The 16,555-nt window shown below is 62.1% G+C and carries 15 protein-coding genes; 11 read left to right on the forward strand and 4 right to left on the reverse strand.

Annotated features, from left to right (window positions below; translation table 11 throughout):
• Positions 1–9 precede the first annotated feature (9 nt).
• The 6 genes from ftsZ (at position 10) to ligA (ending at position 8,838) form a co-directional block, all read left to right on the forward strand.
• Entirely contained in the window at positions 10–1,722 is a 1,713-nt protein-coding gene (gene ftsZ / locus FFM53_RS20915; protein WP_138387078.1) for a cell division protein FtsZ, read from the forward strand.
• 262 nt (positions 1,723–1,984) lie between these two features.
• Positions 1,985–2,941 (forward strand): UDP-3-O-acyl-N-acetylglucosamine deacetylase, encoded by a 957-nt coding sequence (gene lpxC, locus FFM53_RS20920; RefSeq protein ID WP_012758277.1) that lies wholly within the window; start codon positions 1,985–1,987, stop codon positions 2,939–2,941.
• Positions 2,942–3,197: 256 nt separating this feature from the next.
• Positions 3,198–4,067, forward strand: a complete 870-nt coding sequence (locus FFM53_RS20925; RefSeq protein ID WP_029873425.1) for an outer membrane protein assembly factor BamD — start codon at positions 3,198–3,200, stop codon at positions 4,065–4,067.
• A gap of 5 nt (positions 4,068–4,072) precedes the next feature.
• On the forward strand, positions 4,073–5,746 hold the full coding sequence (recN, locus tag FFM53_RS20930; RefSeq protein WP_138330524.1) for a DNA repair protein RecN: 1,674 nt from the start codon (positions 4,073–4,075) through the stop codon (positions 5,744–5,746).
• A gap of 99 nt (positions 5,747–5,845) precedes the next feature.
• Positions 5,846–6,373 (forward strand): DUF6886 family protein, encoded by a 528-nt coding sequence (locus tag FFM53_RS20935; RefSeq protein WP_138330525.1) that lies wholly within the window; start codon positions 5,846–5,848, stop codon positions 6,371–6,373.
• 308 nt (positions 6,374–6,681) lie between these two features.
• Positions 6,682–8,838, forward strand: coding sequence for an NAD-dependent DNA ligase LigA (ligA, locus tag FFM53_RS20940; protein WP_138387079.1), 2,157 nt, complete (start codon positions 6,682–6,684; stop codon positions 8,836–8,838).
• Between the two features lie 31 nt (positions 8,839–8,869).
• On the opposite strand, the gene FFM53_RS20945 is transcribed toward ligA, so the two are convergent.
• On the reverse strand, positions 8,870–9,406 hold the full coding sequence (locus FFM53_RS20945; protein WP_138330527.1) for a GNAT family N-acetyltransferase: 537 nt from the start codon (positions 9,404–9,406) through the stop codon (positions 8,870–8,872).
• A gap of 283 nt (positions 9,407–9,689) precedes the next feature.
• On the opposite strand from FFM53_RS20945, the gene FFM53_RS20950 reads away from it, so the two are divergent.
• Together FFM53_RS20950 and FFM53_RS20955 are read left to right on the forward strand one after the other, a co-directional pair.
• A complete protein-coding gene (locus tag FFM53_RS20950) occupies positions 9,690–10,280 on the forward strand; it encodes a 3'-5' exonuclease (protein ID WP_138387080.1) in 591 nt (196 codons plus the stop codon).
• Between the two features lie 77 nt (positions 10,281–10,357).
• Complete coding sequence (locus tag FFM53_RS20955) at positions 10,358–10,852, forward strand: CreA family protein (protein ID WP_017988943.1); 495 nt, start codon at positions 10,358–10,360, stop codon at positions 10,850–10,852.
• A 270-nt stretch (positions 10,853–11,122) separates the two neighbouring features.
• Here FFM53_RS20955 and FFM53_RS20960 read toward each other — a convergent pair whose 3' ends face one another.
• The gene (locus tag FFM53_RS20960; RefSeq protein ID WP_003541378.1) at positions 11,123–11,593 is read right to left on the reverse strand and encodes a chemotaxis protein CheW; all 471 of its coding nucleotides are present in this window, start codon (positions 11,591–11,593) and stop codon (positions 11,123–11,125) included.
• A 319-nt stretch (positions 11,594–11,912) separates the two neighbouring features.
• Here FFM53_RS20960 and FFM53_RS20965 point away from each other — a divergent pair, with 319 nt between their 5' ends.
• Positions 11,913–12,515 carry an SCO family protein gene (locus FFM53_RS20965; RefSeq protein WP_138330528.1) on the forward strand — a complete coding sequence of 201 codons (603 nt, stop codon included), beginning with the start codon at positions 11,913–11,915 and terminating at the stop codon, positions 12,513–12,515.
• A 68-nt stretch (positions 12,516–12,583) separates the two neighbouring features.
• Positions 12,584–13,462: a 50S ribosomal protein L11 methyltransferase gene (locus FFM53_RS20970; RefSeq protein ID WP_138330529.1), complete on the forward strand. Its 879-nt coding sequence runs from the start codon at positions 12,584–12,586 to the stop codon at positions 13,460–13,462.
• A 423-nt stretch (positions 13,463–13,885) separates the two neighbouring features.
• Here FFM53_RS20970 and FFM53_RS20975 read toward each other — a convergent pair whose 3' ends face one another.
• Positions 13,886–14,059 (reverse strand): hypothetical protein, encoded by a 174-nt coding sequence (locus tag FFM53_RS20975; RefSeq protein ID WP_012758267.1) that lies wholly within the window; start codon positions 14,057–14,059, stop codon positions 13,886–13,888.
• A 279-nt stretch (positions 14,060–14,338) separates the two neighbouring features.
• Here FFM53_RS20975 and FFM53_RS20980 point away from each other — a divergent pair, with 279 nt between their 5' ends.
• Positions 14,339–16,174 (forward strand): aminopeptidase P family protein, encoded by a 1,836-nt coding sequence (locus FFM53_RS20980; RefSeq protein WP_138387081.1) that lies wholly within the window; start codon positions 14,339–14,341, stop codon positions 16,172–16,174.
• Positions 16,175–16,243: 69 nt separating this feature from the next.
• Here the strand turns inward: FFM53_RS20980 and FFM53_RS20985 are convergent, their stop codons facing one another.
• Positions 16,244–16,552 (reverse strand): AzlD family protein, encoded by a 309-nt coding sequence (locus FFM53_RS20985; RefSeq protein ID WP_017961278.1) that lies wholly within the window; start codon positions 16,550–16,552, stop codon positions 16,244–16,246.
• Positions 16,553–16,555: the final 3 nt, after the last annotated feature.

Below are 16,555 nucleotides of genomic sequence, written 5' to 3' on the forward strand. Positions count from 1 at the left end.
ACAGGTACCATGACCATCAAGCTGCAAAAGCCTGACATCACAGAGCTGAAGCCGCGCATCACCGTGTTCGGCGTTGGCGGCGGTGGCGGCAATGCCGTCAACAACATGATTACCGCCGGCCTCCAGGGCGTCGACTTCGTCGTCGCCAACACGGATGCGCAGGCGCTGACGATGACGAAGGCCGAGCGCATCATCCAGCTCGGCGTCAACGTCACCGAAGGCCTCGGTGCCGGCTCGCAGCCGGAAGTCGGCCGCGCGGCCGCCGAGGAGTGCATCGACGAGATCGTCGATCACCTGAACGGCACGCATATGTGCTTCGTCACCGCCGGCATGGGCGGCGGCACCGGCACAGGTGCTGCTCCGGTTGTCGCGCAGGCCGCCCGCAACAAGGGCATCCTGACGGTCGGCGTCGTCACCAAGCCGTTCCATTTCGAAGGTGGGCGCCGCATGCGCCTGGCCGAGATGGGCATCCAGGAACTGCAGAAGTCTGTCGATACGCTGATCGTCATTCCGAACCAGAACCTCTTCCGCATCGCCAACGACAAGACGACCTTCGCCGATGCTTTCGCCATGGCTGACCAGGTTCTCTATTCGGGCGTTGCCTGCATCACCGACCTGATGGTCAAGGAAGGCCTCATCAACCTCGACTTTGCCGACGTCCGCTCGGTGATGCGCGAGATGGGCCGCGCGATGATGGGCACTGGCGAAGCTTCCGGCTCCGGCCGCGCGCTCCAGGCCGCAGAGGCTGCGATCGCCAACCCGCTGCTCGACGAAACCTCGATGAAGGGCGCCCAGGGCCTGCTGATCTCCATCACCGGCGGTCGCGACCTCACCCTCTTCGAAGTCGACGAAGCCGCGACCCGCATCCGCGAGGAAGTCGATCCTGACGCCAACATCATCCTCGGCGCCACCTTCGACGAATCGCTCGAAGGCATCATCCGCGTCTCGGTCGTCGCAACCGGCATCGACCGGGCGATGAACGAAGCCGCCGAGCGCAACCTCCAGCCGGCCGCAAGGCCCGCTATCCGTCCCTCCGCGGCTGTTGCTCCGGCAGCGGCCGCAGTGCAGCCTGCCCCCGTGATGCAGGCACCGAAGGCCATGGATCCGATCGCGCAGACCATCCGCGAAGCCGAGATGGAACGCGAGCTCGAAATTCCGGCCCCGCGTGCTGCCGCACCGCTGCAGCAGCCCGTAGTACAGCAGGAAACCTTCCGTCCGCAGAGCAAGATCTTCGCGCCTGCGCCGGAAGCTCCGGCAATGCGTCCTCAGGTGCAGCAGCAGGCTCCGGCGCCCGTCATGAGCCAGCCGGTCATAAGTCAGCCGGTCCAGCAGCAGCCGGTCCGGCAGGAGCCGACCATCCGCCAGGCCGAACCGGTGCGCATGCCGAAGGTTGAGGATTTCCCGCCGGTCGTCCAGGCCGAACTCGACCACCGCACGCAGCCGGCTTCCGCGCACGCGGCGGAGGAGCGCGGCCCGATGGGCCTGCTCAAGCGAATCACCAATTCGCTTGGCCGCCGCGACGACGACGCCGTTGCCGCCGATATGACGGCAGCACCGGCGGCCGCTTCGCAGCAGCGCCGTCCGCTGTCGCCCGAGGCAAGCCTCTACGCACCGCGCCGCGGCAACCTCGACGACCAGGGCCGCGCGGTTCCGCAGGCCCGGATGATGCAGGAAGACGACCAGCTGGAAATCCCGGCATTCCTGCGTCGCCAGTCGAACTGAGGAGCTGCTTCAGCACCGTTCATGCCCGGGATCAAGGTCCCGGGCATTGCTGTTTTTCAGCCTGCGATTCGCGAGCAATTTCAATCGCGTGACTTCGTAACAAAGCGAAAGAAACAGTGATTTGGATTGGAGCGCTGGCGCACGTAAGTATGGTGCAATGAAACTGCCCTAGGAGACCTTTCGACAGGCTCCGGTTGCAGAATGAACGATGACCGTGCCGATCGGACAGACCGCCGGTACGGAAGAATAAAAGGCAGAATTTATGGCGATTGGCTTGCTGGGTTTTCAAACGACGGTATCGCGTCCGGTGACGCTTTCGGGCACCGGGGTCCATTCTGGTGCGGAAGTCTCGATCACCCTGAATCCGGCCGAATCGGACACCGGCGTCGTTTTCCAGCGCCTGCATGACAATGGCGACATCACCGAACTCAAGGCCGTCTCCTCGCAGGTCGGCAATACCGACCTCTGCACCGTGCTCGGATTCTCGCCGGCCCATTCGGTTGCGACGATCGAGCATGTCATGGCCGCCGTCTATGCGCTCGGCCTCGACAATGTGGTGATCGAGGTGCAGGGCTCCGAAATGCCGATCATGGACGGCAGCTCGCTGCCCTTCGTCGAGGCAATCGAGCAGGTCGGTCTCGTCTCGCTCGGCGTCAAGCGCCGCTATATCCGTATTACCAAGCCGGTGCGAATCGAGCATGGCGGCTCCTGGAGCGAATTCCGTCCTTATGACGGTACACGCTTCGAAGTCGAAATCGATTTCGAGTGCCCGCTGATCGGCCGGCAGAAGTGGGCCGGCGACATGACACCCGCCGTCTTCAAGGCCGAGCTTTCGCGCGCCCGCACCTTCGGCTTCATGCGCGATGTCGAGCGTCTCTGGGCGTCAGGCCACGCGCTCGGGTCCTCACTCGAAAATTCCGTCGTCATCTCGGACGACAACACCGTCATCAACGTCGAAGGGCTGCGTTACGCCAAGGATGAATTCGTCCGCCACAAGACGCTCGATGCCGTCGGCGATCTGTCGCTTGCCGGCGTCCAGTTCATCGGTTGCTACCGTTCCTATCGCGGCGGTCACAAGATGAATGCCAATGCGCTGAAGGCGCTGCTCGCCGATTCCTCCGCCTACGAAGTGGTCGAGACGTCGACGCCGCGCCAGCGCGTCGCTGCCCGCGAACTGATCGCGGTCAGTGCTTCGGAATTCGCTCCCTGGTCGGCATGACCTCCAGCATATTCTCAAGACCAGGCCGCCTCTTTCCCGGAGGCGGTTTTTTTATGTCGGGCGTGTCTACGGCAATAGACCGATGCTTGGCCGCCACAGGTCGGGAAGAAGTTGAAAAGCCGATCATTCTGCGGCTGCTGCCACAAAAATGCGTTAATGCCTTATCATTGCGTTGCTCTTGATGCACATTTGTGGCTAGAAACGCCAGCGAGGCGTGGCTGCCGTGGAGAGAGCGGCAGCAGTGGGGTTCTTTCGAATGGGTTATGCAGGATCTGAAGGTATGATGAAGACAGCGCGCGCCTTGTTCGCATCGCTTCTGGTGCTCAGCGCAGGCGCCTTGATCTCCGGTTGCCAGTCGGATCCCGACATCGACATCACCAAGCTCGGTCTCGAAACCGATCCGCCTGACGTGCTCTACACCCAGGGCCTGGCCAATATGAAGGCCGGCAACATGGCGGAAGCGGCGCGCAAGTTCGACGCGATCGACCGCGAGAACCCTTTTTCCGAATGGGCGCGCAAAGCGCTCGTGATGAGCACCTTCGTCAAATATCGCCAGGGCCGTTTAGACGATGCGCTTGCTTCCGGCAACCGCTACATGTCGCAATATCCGAAATCCCAGGATGCCGCCTATGTGCAGTATCTCATTGGTCTCACCTATTCCAAGCAGATCGTCGACGTGACGCAGGACCAGCGCGCCTCGGCCAAGACGATCGAGGCGATGCAGGCCGTCATCGACAACTATCCGAACTCCGAATATGTCGACGACGCACAGGCCAAGATCCGCTTTTCGCGCGACCAGCTCGCCGGCAAGGAAATGCAGATCGGCCGCTACTACATGGAGCGGAAGGAATATCTCGCCGCGATCTCGCGCTTCCGTATCGTCGTCGAGAAATATCCGAATACGAACCAGATCGAAGAGGCCTTAGCGCGTCTCGTCGAAGCTTATTATTCCATGGGCATCGTCGACGAGGCGCAGACAGCCGCTGCCGTTCTCGGTCACAATTATCCCGACAGCCAGTGGTATGCTGATTCCTACAAGCTGCTGCAGAGCGGCGGTGCCGAGCCACGTGAAAACAAGGGCTCGTGGATCGCCGCAGCGGGCAAGAAACTTCTTCTCGGTTCCTGAGGCCAATGCTGATCCAGCTTTCGATCCGCGATATCGTCCTGATCGAGCGGCTGGATCTTGCCTTCGAGACCGGCCTCTCCGTGCTGACGGGCGAGACCGGGGCGGGCAAATCCATCCTGCTCGACAGCCTGTCGCTGGCGCTCGGTGGACGCGGCGACGGCGACCTGGTGCGTCATGGCGAGGACAAGGGCCAGGTGACGGCGGTGTTCGACGTCGGCATGGAACACGGCGCCCGCACACTCCTGCGTGAAAACGGCATCGACGACGAGGGCGATCTGATCTTCCGCCGCCAGCAATCAGCGGACGGACGCACCAAGGCCTATGTCAACGACCAGCCGGTCAGCGTGCAACTGATGCGCCAGGCCGGTCAGATGCTGGTCGAAATCCACGGTCAGCACGACGATCGCGCCCTTGTCGACACCAATGCCCACCGCACTCTGCTCGATGCCTTCGCCGGCCTCACCGACGAGGTTTCGGAGGTCTCCCGGCTCTATCGCCTGTGGCGCGACAGCGAGCGGACGCTGAAGAAGCACCGCGAGAAGGTGGAAAGTGCGGCGCGCGAAGCCGACTATCTGCGCTCTTCCGTCGAGGAACTCGAGAAGCTCTCGCCGCAGGATGGCGAGGAAGAAGAACTCGCCGATCGCCGGCAGAAGATGATGAAAGCCGAGCGAATCGCCGGCGATATCGCCGAGGCGTCCGAATTCCTGAACGGCAATGCCTCGCCGGTGCCCCATATCGCCTCGCTGGTGCGCCGGCTCGAGCGCAAGAGCCATGAGGCGCCGGGACTGCTCGAAGACACTGTGACGCTGCTTGATGCCGCGCTCGACCAGCTTTCCAACGCGCAGATGGAAGTCGAGGCGGCGCTGCGCAAGACCGAATACGATCCTAGGGAGCTGGAGCGGGTGGAGGAGCGGCTTTTCGCGCTCAGGGCCGCCTCGCGCAAATATTCCGTGCCCGTCACTGAGCTGCCGGCGTTAGCTGTGCGCATGATCGCCGATCTTGCCGATCTCGACGCGGGCGAGGAGCGGCTTGCGCGGCTCGACGCCGAGGTCGGCCTAGCGCGGGAAAATTACGATGCGGCGGCGCGCTCGCTGTCTGACAAGCGCCATCGTGCCGGCACCGCACTGGCTGGGGCCGTCATGGCCGAGCTGCCGGCGCTTAAACTCGAACGCGCCCGTTTTATGGTCGAGATTACCACGGATGCAGGGGAGGCGCTCGCCGAAGGCATCGACGTCGTCGAGTTCCATGTTCAGACCAATCCCGGCACGCGGCCGGGCTCGATCATGAAGGTCGCCTCGGGCGGCGAGCTGTCGCGTTTCCTGCTGGCGCTGAAAGTGGCGCTTGCCGATCGCGGATCGGCTCCGACGCTCGTCTTCGATGAAATCGATACCGGCGTCGGCGGCGCGGTGGCCGATGCGATCGGCCAGCGGCTGAAGCGGCTGTCGGAGCGGGTGCAGGTGTTGTCGGTCACGCATGCGCCGCAGGTCGCGGCGCGGGCTGCGACGCATCTGTTGATTTCCAAGGGACCGTCGGCCGACGGTTCGGAAAAGATCGCCACGCGCGTCGCCACGATGGCGCAAAAGGATCGCACCGAGGAGATCGCCCGTATGCTGGCCGGGGCTTCGGTCACCGAAGAGGCGAGGGCGGCGGCGAAGCGGCTGCTCGCCGGCAACGGCTGATTTTTCTTCCGATGCTCTTTCCGCTCGGGCCGGCGGGATGACAATCATCCCGCGGCGCGATATGCGCTGAAGCTTCCCGATCGGCGGCGAGCTCATGCCATGCGGCTTTTCCATTTCAGCGACGATTCCGGTATTGCTGCGTTCGAGCCACGTTCGGTTCGCGTCCCGTCTGCCCGCGCGCCCGGCCGGGAATGGCTGAACGGTCCGCTCGTCTGGGCAATCGATGCCGATCATGATTTCATGTATCTCTTTCCGCGCGATTGTCCCCGCATCCTGCTCTGGGCGACAGCCGATACGCTGGAGGCCGAACGGCGGCGCTGGCTCGGCGACTGGCGGGCCGTTGCCTACGTAGAGCGCCATTGGCTGGAGAGGCTCGAAGCGGATACCATCCACCGCTACGAGCTGCCGGCCGAGGGCTTCGAGGATCTGGATGATGCTGGCATGTGGGTGGCCCGCAGACGCGTTGTTCCCATCGAGCGCACCGCCATCTCGCGGCTCGACCAGGAGTTTGCGCCGCGCAAGGTGGAGCTTCGGGTGGTGGACACGCTGACGCCGCTGAAAGGGCTCTGGGGCACCAGCCTGCATGTCAGTGGCATCAGGTTGCGTAATGCGAACGATTGGGAATAGGCCGGGGAGGGCGGTGACAAGGGTTCCAAGGCATGAAAGTCGGCGCGAAAGCTCACCTCAATCTCCCTCATCCCTGTGCTCGTCACAGGGATCCAGCGCGACCAAGTCCTTGGGCGCGGGAGATTCTTCTTCCTTGAAAGAGAGTCATTCACGGCGCAGAGGCGCCGTGGCTGGATTCCTGTGACAGGCACAGGAATGGAGGAGGAGAGGTGAGCAGGCCGATCCTCCCGACGGCGGATACGCGGCCTCTCTTTTCATCCGGAAATTTTGCTCTAAAAAACAATGCAGATTCTCTGGAGTGATGTTCCATGCCCACCGAAGGTTCCACCGTCGACACGTTGACGATCGAAGAGGCTGCCGTCGAGCTTGAACGGCTGGCAAAGGAGATTGCGCATCACGATGCGCTCTATCACGGCAAGGACCGGCCGGAGATTTCGGATGCTGATTACGACGCGCTGAAGCGCCGCAACGATGCGCTGGAAGTGCGGTTTCCCGAGTTGATCCGCGAAGACAGCCCATCGCGGCATGTCGGTGCAGCGCCCTCCGTCACGTTCTCGCCTGTCGTCCATGCGCGGCCGATGCTGTCGCTCGACAATACTTTCTCGCAGGAGGACGTGCAGGATTTCGTCGCCGGCGTCTATCGCTTCCTCGGCCGGCTGCCGGACCAGTCGATCGCCTTTACCGCCGAACCGAAGATCGACGGGCTCTCGATGTCGATCCGTTACGAAAACGGCAGGCTGGTGACGGCAGCGACACGCGGCGACGGCACGACGGGTGAGAATGTCACCGCCAATATCCGCACCATCGCCGAGATCCCCAACGAGCTGCCGAAGGGTGTTCCCGCCGTCGTGGAGATCCGCGGTGAAGTCTATATGGCCAAGAGCGACTTCCTGGCGCTGAACCGGCAGATGGAGGCGGAGGGCAAGCAGACCTATGTCAATCCGCGTAATACGGCTGCCGGATCGCTGCGCCAGCTCGACGCCAAGGTGACGGCGAGCCGCAAGCTGAAATTCTTCGCCTACGCCTGGGGCGAGATGTCGGAAATGCCCGCCGACACGCAATTTGGGATGGTGCAGACCTTCAAGGATTGGGGTTTCCCCGTGAACCCTCTGATGAAGCGGCTGAACTCGGTCGCCGACATCCTGTCGCATTATGACGAGATCGGTCTCGAGCGCCCGGATCTCGACTACGACATCGACGGCGTCGTCTACAAGGTCGACAGTCTCGAGCTGCAGGCCCGTCTCGGCTTCCGCTCGCGTTCGCCGCGCTGGGCGACGGCGCACAAGTTTCCTGCCGAACAGGCATTCACGATCGTCGAGAATATCGACATCCAAGTCGGCCGCACCGGCGCCCTCACACCTGTCGCGCGATTGACGCCGATCACCGTCGGTGGCGTGGTCGTCACCAATGCGACGCTGCACAACGCGGATTACATCCAGGGCATCGGCAATAGCGGCGAACGCATCCGCGACGACGAGCACGATATCCGCATTGGTGATACCGTCATCGTGCAGCGCGCCGGCGACGTCATTCCGCAGGTACTCGACGTCGTCATGGAGAAGCGCTTGGCCGAGGCCAGGCCCTACGAATTTCCGAAGACCTGCCCGGTCTGCGGTTCGCATGCCGTGCGCGAAAGACATGAGAAGACCGGCAAGCTCGATTCGGTCACCCGCTGCACCGGCGGTTTCATCTGCAGGGCGCAGGCGACCGAGCATCTGAAGCACTTCGTTTCGCGCAACGCTTTCGATATTGAAGGGCTCGGTTCGAAGCAGATCGACTTCTTCTTCGAAAACGAGGACGCGTCGCTGCAGATCCGCACTGCGCCCGATATCTTCACGCTGGAGAAGCGTCAGCAGCAATCGCTGACCAAGCTGGAGAATATCGACGGCTTCGGCAAGGTCAGCGTCGGCAAGCTCTATGCGGCGATCACCGAACGGCGCAGCATTGCGCTCCACCGCTTCATCTACGCGCTCGGCATCCGTCATGTCGGCGAGACCACAGCGAAGCTCTTGGCGCGCTCCTACGGCACCTATGCGGCCTTTGAAACCGCAATGCGCGAGGCCGAGGCGCTTTCCGGCGACGCCTGGAACGATCTCAACGCCATCGAGGGTATCGGCGAGGTCGTGGCGCGCGCCATCGTCGAATTCTACAAGGAGCCGCGCAATGTCGAGGTGATCACCCGGCTTATTGAGGAAGTGACGCCCGAGGAGGCCGAACAACCGAAGACGGCAGGCAGCCCGGTCGCCGGCAAGACCGTGGTTTTCACCGGCTCGCTGGAAAAGTTCACGCGCGACGAGGCAAAGGCGAGGGCGGAAAGCCTCGGCGCCAAGGTGGCGGGATCGGTCTCCAAGAAGACCGACATCGTCGTCGCCGGCCCCGGCGCCGGCTCCAAGCTCGACAAGGCGCGTGAGCTCGGCGTGCAGACGATGGACGAGGACGAGTGGCTGGCGCTGATCAGCGGGTGAGGGGCTGACGGCAAACCGCCAGCCCCGTTGCTCATAGCCTGAGCCGCGCCATCGTATAGGCGTCGACATATTGACCGGCGCGATATCCGAAGGCCTTCAGCAGCCCTTCCTGCTCGAAGCCGAATTTCCGGTAGAGGCCGATGGCAACATCGTTATCGGTGTAGACGGTCAGTTCCAGACGTTTGATATCGAGCCAGTCGTCAGCAGCATCGACCATTGCTCCGAGCAGGATCCGTCCGAAGCCGCGGCCGGTGAAGTCGTCATGCACACCCATGCCGATGCTGGCGACGTGCTGCCTGCGGCCGGAAAGACGGTTGAGGCCGCTATTGCCGACGATTTTGCCGTCCTGGGTGACGACGAGGTTGAGCGCGCCGGGCGATGGATTTTCCATGTGTTTGCGAACCTCTTCGATCCTCTGATATGGCGGCCGTAAGGTGCCGGCCCGGTAGCTCGGCAGATTTATGAGATCGGTGATCTCCTCCGCATCGGACAGGCGGACGGCGCGCACGAGGACGCCATCCGGCAAGCGCGCTCGGCCGCGAGGTTCATTCTCTTCGTTTTCAGACATTCATGCTCTCCATCGTGGTCGGGAGGAGAGCCGGTTTCCGAAAACCCTGCTCGCCTCGGCAGGGTTTCGGGATGATGATCGGATCGCTGCTAACGCGCCATCGCTCCCGCGTACCCTTCAAGGGTCGTGGTGTGATGGATAAGCGCTGCCATGGTTAGGGAACCGATCATGGCAATAAGTTTCGATATGCGGGTTAAAAAGTCAACCGGGCGTCGTGTCGAATTTGCGCGGCCAGAAGCGGGGCGGTATTCCTGTGCCGGAAGAAACGATTCGGACTGCGGCATTGAAAACTATCGCGATTGACTTCGAGACGGCGAACGAACAGCGCGGCAGCGCCTGTTCCGTCGGCCTTGCCTGGATCGAGGACGGCAGGGTGACGCGCGTCGAGGAGCGGCTGATCCGGCCGCGGGACATGCGCTTTTCAGGGATGAACATCGCAATCCACGGCATCCGGCCGGAGCATGTCGAGGACGCGCCCGAGTTCCCCGAGGTAATGGATGAGTTCGAGGAGGATTTTCGCGGCGCGACGATGATCGCGCACAATGCGGCCTTCGATTTCAGCGTCTGGCGGGCGAGTCTCGATCTCTACCGGCAATCCTATCCTGAGCTTACCTATCTCTGCAGCCTGAAGATGGCGCAGCGGATCTGGCCGCATTTCCTCTCGCACCGGCTGAACCTGATCGCCGAGCATCTCGGCCTGCGTTTCGTGCATCATAACGCCGCCGAGGATGCCGCCGTCTGCGCAGCGGCGGCAATCGAGATGGCAAGGGCGGTCAAGGCCCATGCCGTCCATGCTATACCGGCGCTGATCGGCATGAGACCCGGCCGGCTGACGGCGCAGGCCTATGAGCCCTGCACCTGCCGAAAAGGCTGATCCCTTTCCGCAAAGGCCGTTTTCTTGCAAAGCATGAGTGCATGCTTATCTAGAATGCGGATATTCAGGGAGCCGCCATGTCCAGACTGCGCAATCTTCTCCTCGCCGCCTTCTCCTTCGCCGCCCTTTCCGCCGGTGCTGCCTCGGCCGAAGTCGTCGGCAAGGTCGGGGTCGACTGGATCGGCAACGACATCATCGTCGAGGCGGTCTCCGACCCTGAGGTCAAGGGCGTTACCTGCCACGTCACCTATTTCGACCGCAGCCTGATCGACCGGTTCAAGAACGGCAACTGGTTCGAGGATCCGTCCAACAATTCCATTGCCTGCCGGCAGACCGGGCCGATCGAGATCGGCAATATCGACCTGTCCAAGGATGGCAGCGAGGTGTTCCGCCAGGGCATGTCGCTGATCTGGAAGACGTTGGTCGTCAACCGTATCTACGACAAGACGAACGACACGCTGATCTATCTCGCCCATTCGCGCGAACTGACCGACGGTTCGGCGAAGATGTCGATCTCGACCATTCCGCTCTATGGGCAGAGCGTGACCTGGAAGAATGGGAAGCCGCAATAAGTCTGGGAGGTTCCGGGGTCTTTCGCTATCGAGATTAAAGACCCCGCCCCAAACCCCTCCCCACAAGGGGAGGGGCTTAACTTGCCGCACCAGCTTTCCTGATTTTCGACGTTTCGGTAGGAGCGGGGCGTCGGATTAGTCCCTCCCCCTTGTGGGGAGGGGTTGGGGAGGGGTTTTCGCAAAGTCTGATCCCATGCCCGTTTTGCCTCCACCCCAAAATCAAAAAGGCCCGGACGAGCCGGGCCTTCGAATTCCAGGTATGAGCATTCCTCAGGCGGCTTGTGTCAGCTCGTCGGCAATGACCGTGTCGAGGTTCAAGAAGCAGACCATGGTCTTTTCGAGCGCGACGATGCCGCGGCAGAAGGCGCGCTGGGCTTCCGGGATGATTTCCGGCGGCGGCTGCAGGTCTTCGCTCTTGATGGTCATCATGTCGGAAACCTGCTCGACCAGCAGGCCGACCAGCTTGCCGGCGATGTCGGTGACGATGATCGCCGAGCGCTCGGAGGGCTCGGTCATTTTCATGCCGAGACGGCAGGCCATGTCGATAACGGGGATCACGGCGCCGCGCAGGTTGATGAGACCCAAGACGTAGGGCGGGGTGTGCGGCATCGGCGTCACCGGCGCCCAGCCGCGGATCTCGCGGATGGCCATGATGTCGATGCAGAATTCCTGATCGCCCAGGTGGAACGAAACGATTTCGAGATAAGCGCCCGACTGCTTGATGGCGTTATTGTTGTTCATGGTCAGAATTCTTCCCAGTTGTCCCCAGCGGGAGAGGCGATGTAGAACCGCCGTTAAATATAGATGTGACGGCTTAAGTCTTTCCTAACGATATGTATTTTCGGATTGGCAGTCGCTCTAAAGGTAAGCTATTCAAACACATGCATTTTTGATCGGTGCAGATTCCTGAGGGCGGATTTCGTTGCCGTGGCAGTTTCTACCGGTGAGACAATTCAACACGGGTTCGAAAACATATTCTTGAATTGCGCGCCTCCGGTCGAGGCTATAATCACGCCAGCAGGGGCGGGCGGCACATCCGCCTGAATCGAGGATCATGCCAATGAAGACATTCCGCATCGCCGTCTGGGTCGGTGTCCTGATACTTGCCGGGTTTCTTGGCGCGTACACGCTCTACCTGACGAAGTCGAAGAATGTCGTGGCGGAAGCGCCTTTCGGCGTGCCCTTCACCCTGGTCTCCCAGAACGGACAGCCGATCACCGAGGAGGCGCTGCGCGGCAAGCCGACGGCGCTGTTCTTCGGCTTCACCCATTGCCCGGAAGTCTGCCCGACGACGCTTTTCGAGCTGAACGGCTGGATGGAGAAGGTCGATCCGAAAGGCGATAAGCTGCAGGCCTTTTTTGTCACCGTCGATCCGGAGCGCGACACGCCTGAGATCATGAACGAATACGTCTCCAATGTTTCCAAGCGCATTACCGGCATTTCAGGCGCGCCTGACAAGATCGCCGAGGTCGTCAAGGGGTTCCGCGTCTACGCCAAGAAAGTGCCGGTCGACGAGAAGGATCCAAACGGCGACTATACGATGGATCACACCGCCTCGGTCTTCCTGCTCGATTCGGCCGGGCGGTTTGCCGGAACGATCGCCTATGGCGAAAACCCGGACACGGCGGTAAAGAAGCTGGAGAATCTCGTCAGCAAGGGGTGACAGCTTCAGCGTGATGGGGCGTTGGCTCGAGCGGCGGCGGGTAACGGAAACGGGAAAGACCGCCTATCGTGAGTGAAATCCGCCTTTACGTGACGACGACCGAAGCCAAGGCCGAAGAGATCCTCGACCTTCTGAGCGCGGTCTTCGGTGAAGAAGACTTTGCCATCGGCACCACCGAGATCGATGAGAAGAAGGATATCTGGGAAGCCTCGATCTACATGATGGCCGAGGACGAGGCTGAGGTGCAATCCCGGGTCGAGGACGCATTGAAGGTCTCTTTCCCCGATGCCCGGCTGGAGCGGGAAGTCATCCCCGAGATCGACTGGGTGGTGAAATCGCTGGAGGGGCTGAAGCCGGTCCGGGCAGGGCGTTTCCTGGTGCATGGTTCGCATGACCGCGACAAGATCCGCCCCGGCGATATTGCCATCGAGATCGATGCCGGCCAGGCCTTCGGCACCGGCCATCACGGCACGACGGCCGGCTGCCTCGAGGTGATCGATAGCGTGGTGCGTTCGCGCCCGGTCCGCAACGCGCTCGATCTCGGCACCGGCAGCGGTGTACTGGCGATTGCGGTGCGCAAGCTCAGGAACATACCGGTGCTGGCGACCGACATCGATCCGATCGCGACGAAGGTGGCGGCGGAGAATGTGCGCCGTAACGGCATCGCCTCGGGCATCGTCACCAGGACCGCGCCGGGCTTTCATTCGACGGCCTTTTCCGAGCATGGTCCCTTCGATCTCATCATCGCCAACATTCTCGCCCGGCCGCTGATCCGCATGGCGCCGAAGCTTGCGACGCATCTTGCGCCTGGCGGATCGGTCATTCTCTCCGGCATCCTTGCCGGGCAGCGCTGGAAGGTGATTGCCGCCTATAGCGGCGCGAGGCTTCGCCATGTCAGAACCATCTGGCGCAACGGCTGGGTGACCATCCACTTCGACCGGCCTTGAGTTTTTTGGCGGGGCGAAGGCTTGTCCTGCACTGCACGCCTTATTTGAGGCGAGACGTCTCCTCCTCACCTCATTCCTGTGCCTGTCACAGGAATCCAGCCATCGCGCGTCTGCGTGGTGAATGACTCCGTGACCTTGAGAGTTCCCGCGCCCAAGGACTTGGGCGCACTGGATCCCTGTGACGAGCACCGGGATGAGGGTGGGGAGAGGTCTGCACACCTATCGAAACGAAGCCGCTTCTTGCGCTGCCTTAAGGGCAAGAAAGCCTTTCCTGACACAACAAAAAAGGCGGTGCCGATGGCACCGCCTTGGACCGGTCTATCCGGTCAATGCCCGCGAGCTCAAGGGGAGGAGCGCTCGAGCGGGCTCTACTGCATTCCAATAGGCCGGTCCGGGAGGGAGGAGACGGACTGGCTTTCAGGCTTAGAACGCGTAGCTGAGGGCGCCCTTGTGGCGCGTGGCCCGCTGGCCGGCGCCGAGCAGCTTGAGGCTGTCCTCGTTCTGCGGGCGGCGGGCGCCGATTACGTGACGCACGGTCTGGCGTTCGCCAGCCTGCACCGGGCTGCTATATGCGAAGCGCGAGAGAGAGGCGGTCATTTCAAGAATTCCTTTGTTTATAGGTTCATCGCGAACCGTTCGATGACGCTTATATAGCTATTCTGAAATGCGGAGGCAGAGGGTTTTGCTCATGGGAGCCATGCGGCCAACGCATAAAGCGTGCCAAATTAACTTTTGGCGTCACAGTTCTGTCAAAATGTTGAGCGGCCCCAGAGGTTTCGACTCGTTTGGTCGCTTTTTCTCCCCATCGATTGAAATTTCGCTAACATGGCCGGCATCCCATTAACCGGATTCGTCTCAATCATTCGGGTTTCCAGCATGTTCCAGTCCTTTGACGTCACCTCCACGCCGCAATTCGGCAGGGATCGGGTTTCCGCACTGCGCGCCAGTTTCGATTCTCTTGGCATCGACGCCTTCCTCGTGCCGCGCGCCGATGAATTCAACGGCGAATATGTTCCCGCATGTTCGGAGCGCTTGGCATGGCTGACGGGCTTTACCGGCTCGGCCGGCATTGCGCTGATCCTGCGCACGCAGGCGATCGTCTTCGTCGATGGGCGCTATGTGACGCAACTTGCCGAACAGGTCGACAGTTCGGTCTTTTCGGGCGGCGATCTCGTCAACGAGCCGCCGCATGTCTGGCTTGCCGCAAACGGAGCCAAGGGTCTGCGGCTCGGCATCGACCCCTGGCTGCATGCAGGGGCCGAGGTGCGCCGTCTGGAAAGGGCGCTGTCGGAGATCGGCGGCACGCTGGTCTTCCTGCCGCACAATCCGCTCGACAGGCTTTGGGCTGACCGGCCGGCCGAGCCGCTTGGCGCGGTCAGCATCCAGAACGTCGCGCAGGCTGGCGTGCTGGCGAGGGAGAAGATCGCGACGATCGCCGCCGATCTTTCGAAGAAGAACCTTGCGGCGGTGCTGATCGCCGATCCCTCTTCGGTCGCCTGGACCTTCAATATCCGTGGCGCCGATGTGCCGCACACGCCGCATCCGCTGGCGCGCGCCGTCATCCATGCCGACGGCCGGGCCGAAATCTTTCTCGACAAGCGCAAGACCGGCATCGAGCCGGAGGCCTATCTCGGGCAGATCTGCACGCAGCTGCCGCCCTCGGCGCTGGAAGAAAGGCTTGCCGCCGTTTCGAGAGATGGCGGCCGCGTGCTGATCGACCCAGACATCGCCGCCTATGCGCTGGCAGAGATCATCCGCAAGGCGGGCGGCGAAGTGGTGGAGGGCGCCGATCCCGCCAAGTTGCCGCGCGCAGTGAAGAACGACGTCGAGATCAACGGCTCGGCCGCCGCGCATCTGCAGGACGGGGCGGCGATGGTGGAATTCCTCTATTGGCTGTCGCAGACGAAGCCCGGCACGGTGAGCGAGATCGCTGCTGCCGAGCATCTCGAAGCGGCGCGTGCCCGCGTCGGCCAGAGCATGCAGAACCCGCTGAAGGACATTTCCTTCGACACGATTTCTGGCGCCGGCGAACATGCGGCGATCATGCATTATCGCGTGACGACCGAGACCAACCGGATGATCGAGGCCGGCGAACTCTTCCTGATCGATTCGGGCGCGCAATATATCAACGGCACGACCGATATCACCCGCACCGTTGGCATCGGCACTGTTTCGGAAGAGCAGCGGCGCTTCTTCACGCTGGTGCTGAAGGGGATGATAGAGATCAGCACGGCGCGTTTCCCGAAGGGCACGCGCGGCTGCGACCTCGATCCGCTGGCGCGCATCGCGCTGTGGCGGGCCGGCGCCGATTTCGCCCATGGCACAGGCCACGGCGTTGGCTCCTATCTCTCGGTGCATGAGGGGCCGCAGCGCATCTCCAGGCTTTCGACGCAGGAACTGCTGCCCGGCATGATCCTTTCGAACGAGCCTGGCTATTACCGGCCCGGCAGCTTCGGCATCCGCATCGAGAACCTGATCTATGTGCGGGGTGCCGAGGAGATCGAGGGCGGCGATGCGCCGATGCTTGGATTCGAGACGCTGACTTTCTGCCCGATTGACCGCAGCCTCGTCATTCCCGAGCTTCTGACCCATGACGAGCTGCACTGGTTCAACGACTATCATCGCCGCACATGTGAGGCGCTGATGCCGCTCATCCACGATCACGATGTCAGGGCGTGGCTCGAAAACGCGACGCTGCCGCTGGAATATTGAGAAAACGGCATTACAGCGTCGGCGACGCTGTAATGCCTTGAATTTCTGTGCCGGCTTTCGGGCCGGTGCTCAGGCGCCGATCGAGTGGCGCCAGGTCATCACGACGATCCAGGCGGCGACCAGCATCCATGTATGGCTGAAGCGCAGGCCGATGAAGAGAGCGACGATCAGCGCCAGCTTCGATTCCCAGCCACCGATGAAGAAGGCGGGGGCGACCAGCGTCGTCAGCACGGCCGCCGGCACGGCGTTCAGCGCCGCTTCCATGCGCGGGGGAATGCTTTTCATTCGGGTGATGAGGATATAGCCGCCGATGCGGGTGGCGAAGGTGGCGGCTGCTGCGGCGAGGATGACGAGTGCCATGTGAAGATCGAATTCCATGGC

The sequence above is a fragment of the Rhizobium indicum genome (assembly GCF_005862305.2).
Classification (GTDB): domain Bacteria; phylum Pseudomonadota; class Alphaproteobacteria; order Rhizobiales; family Rhizobiaceae; genus Rhizobium; species Rhizobium indicum.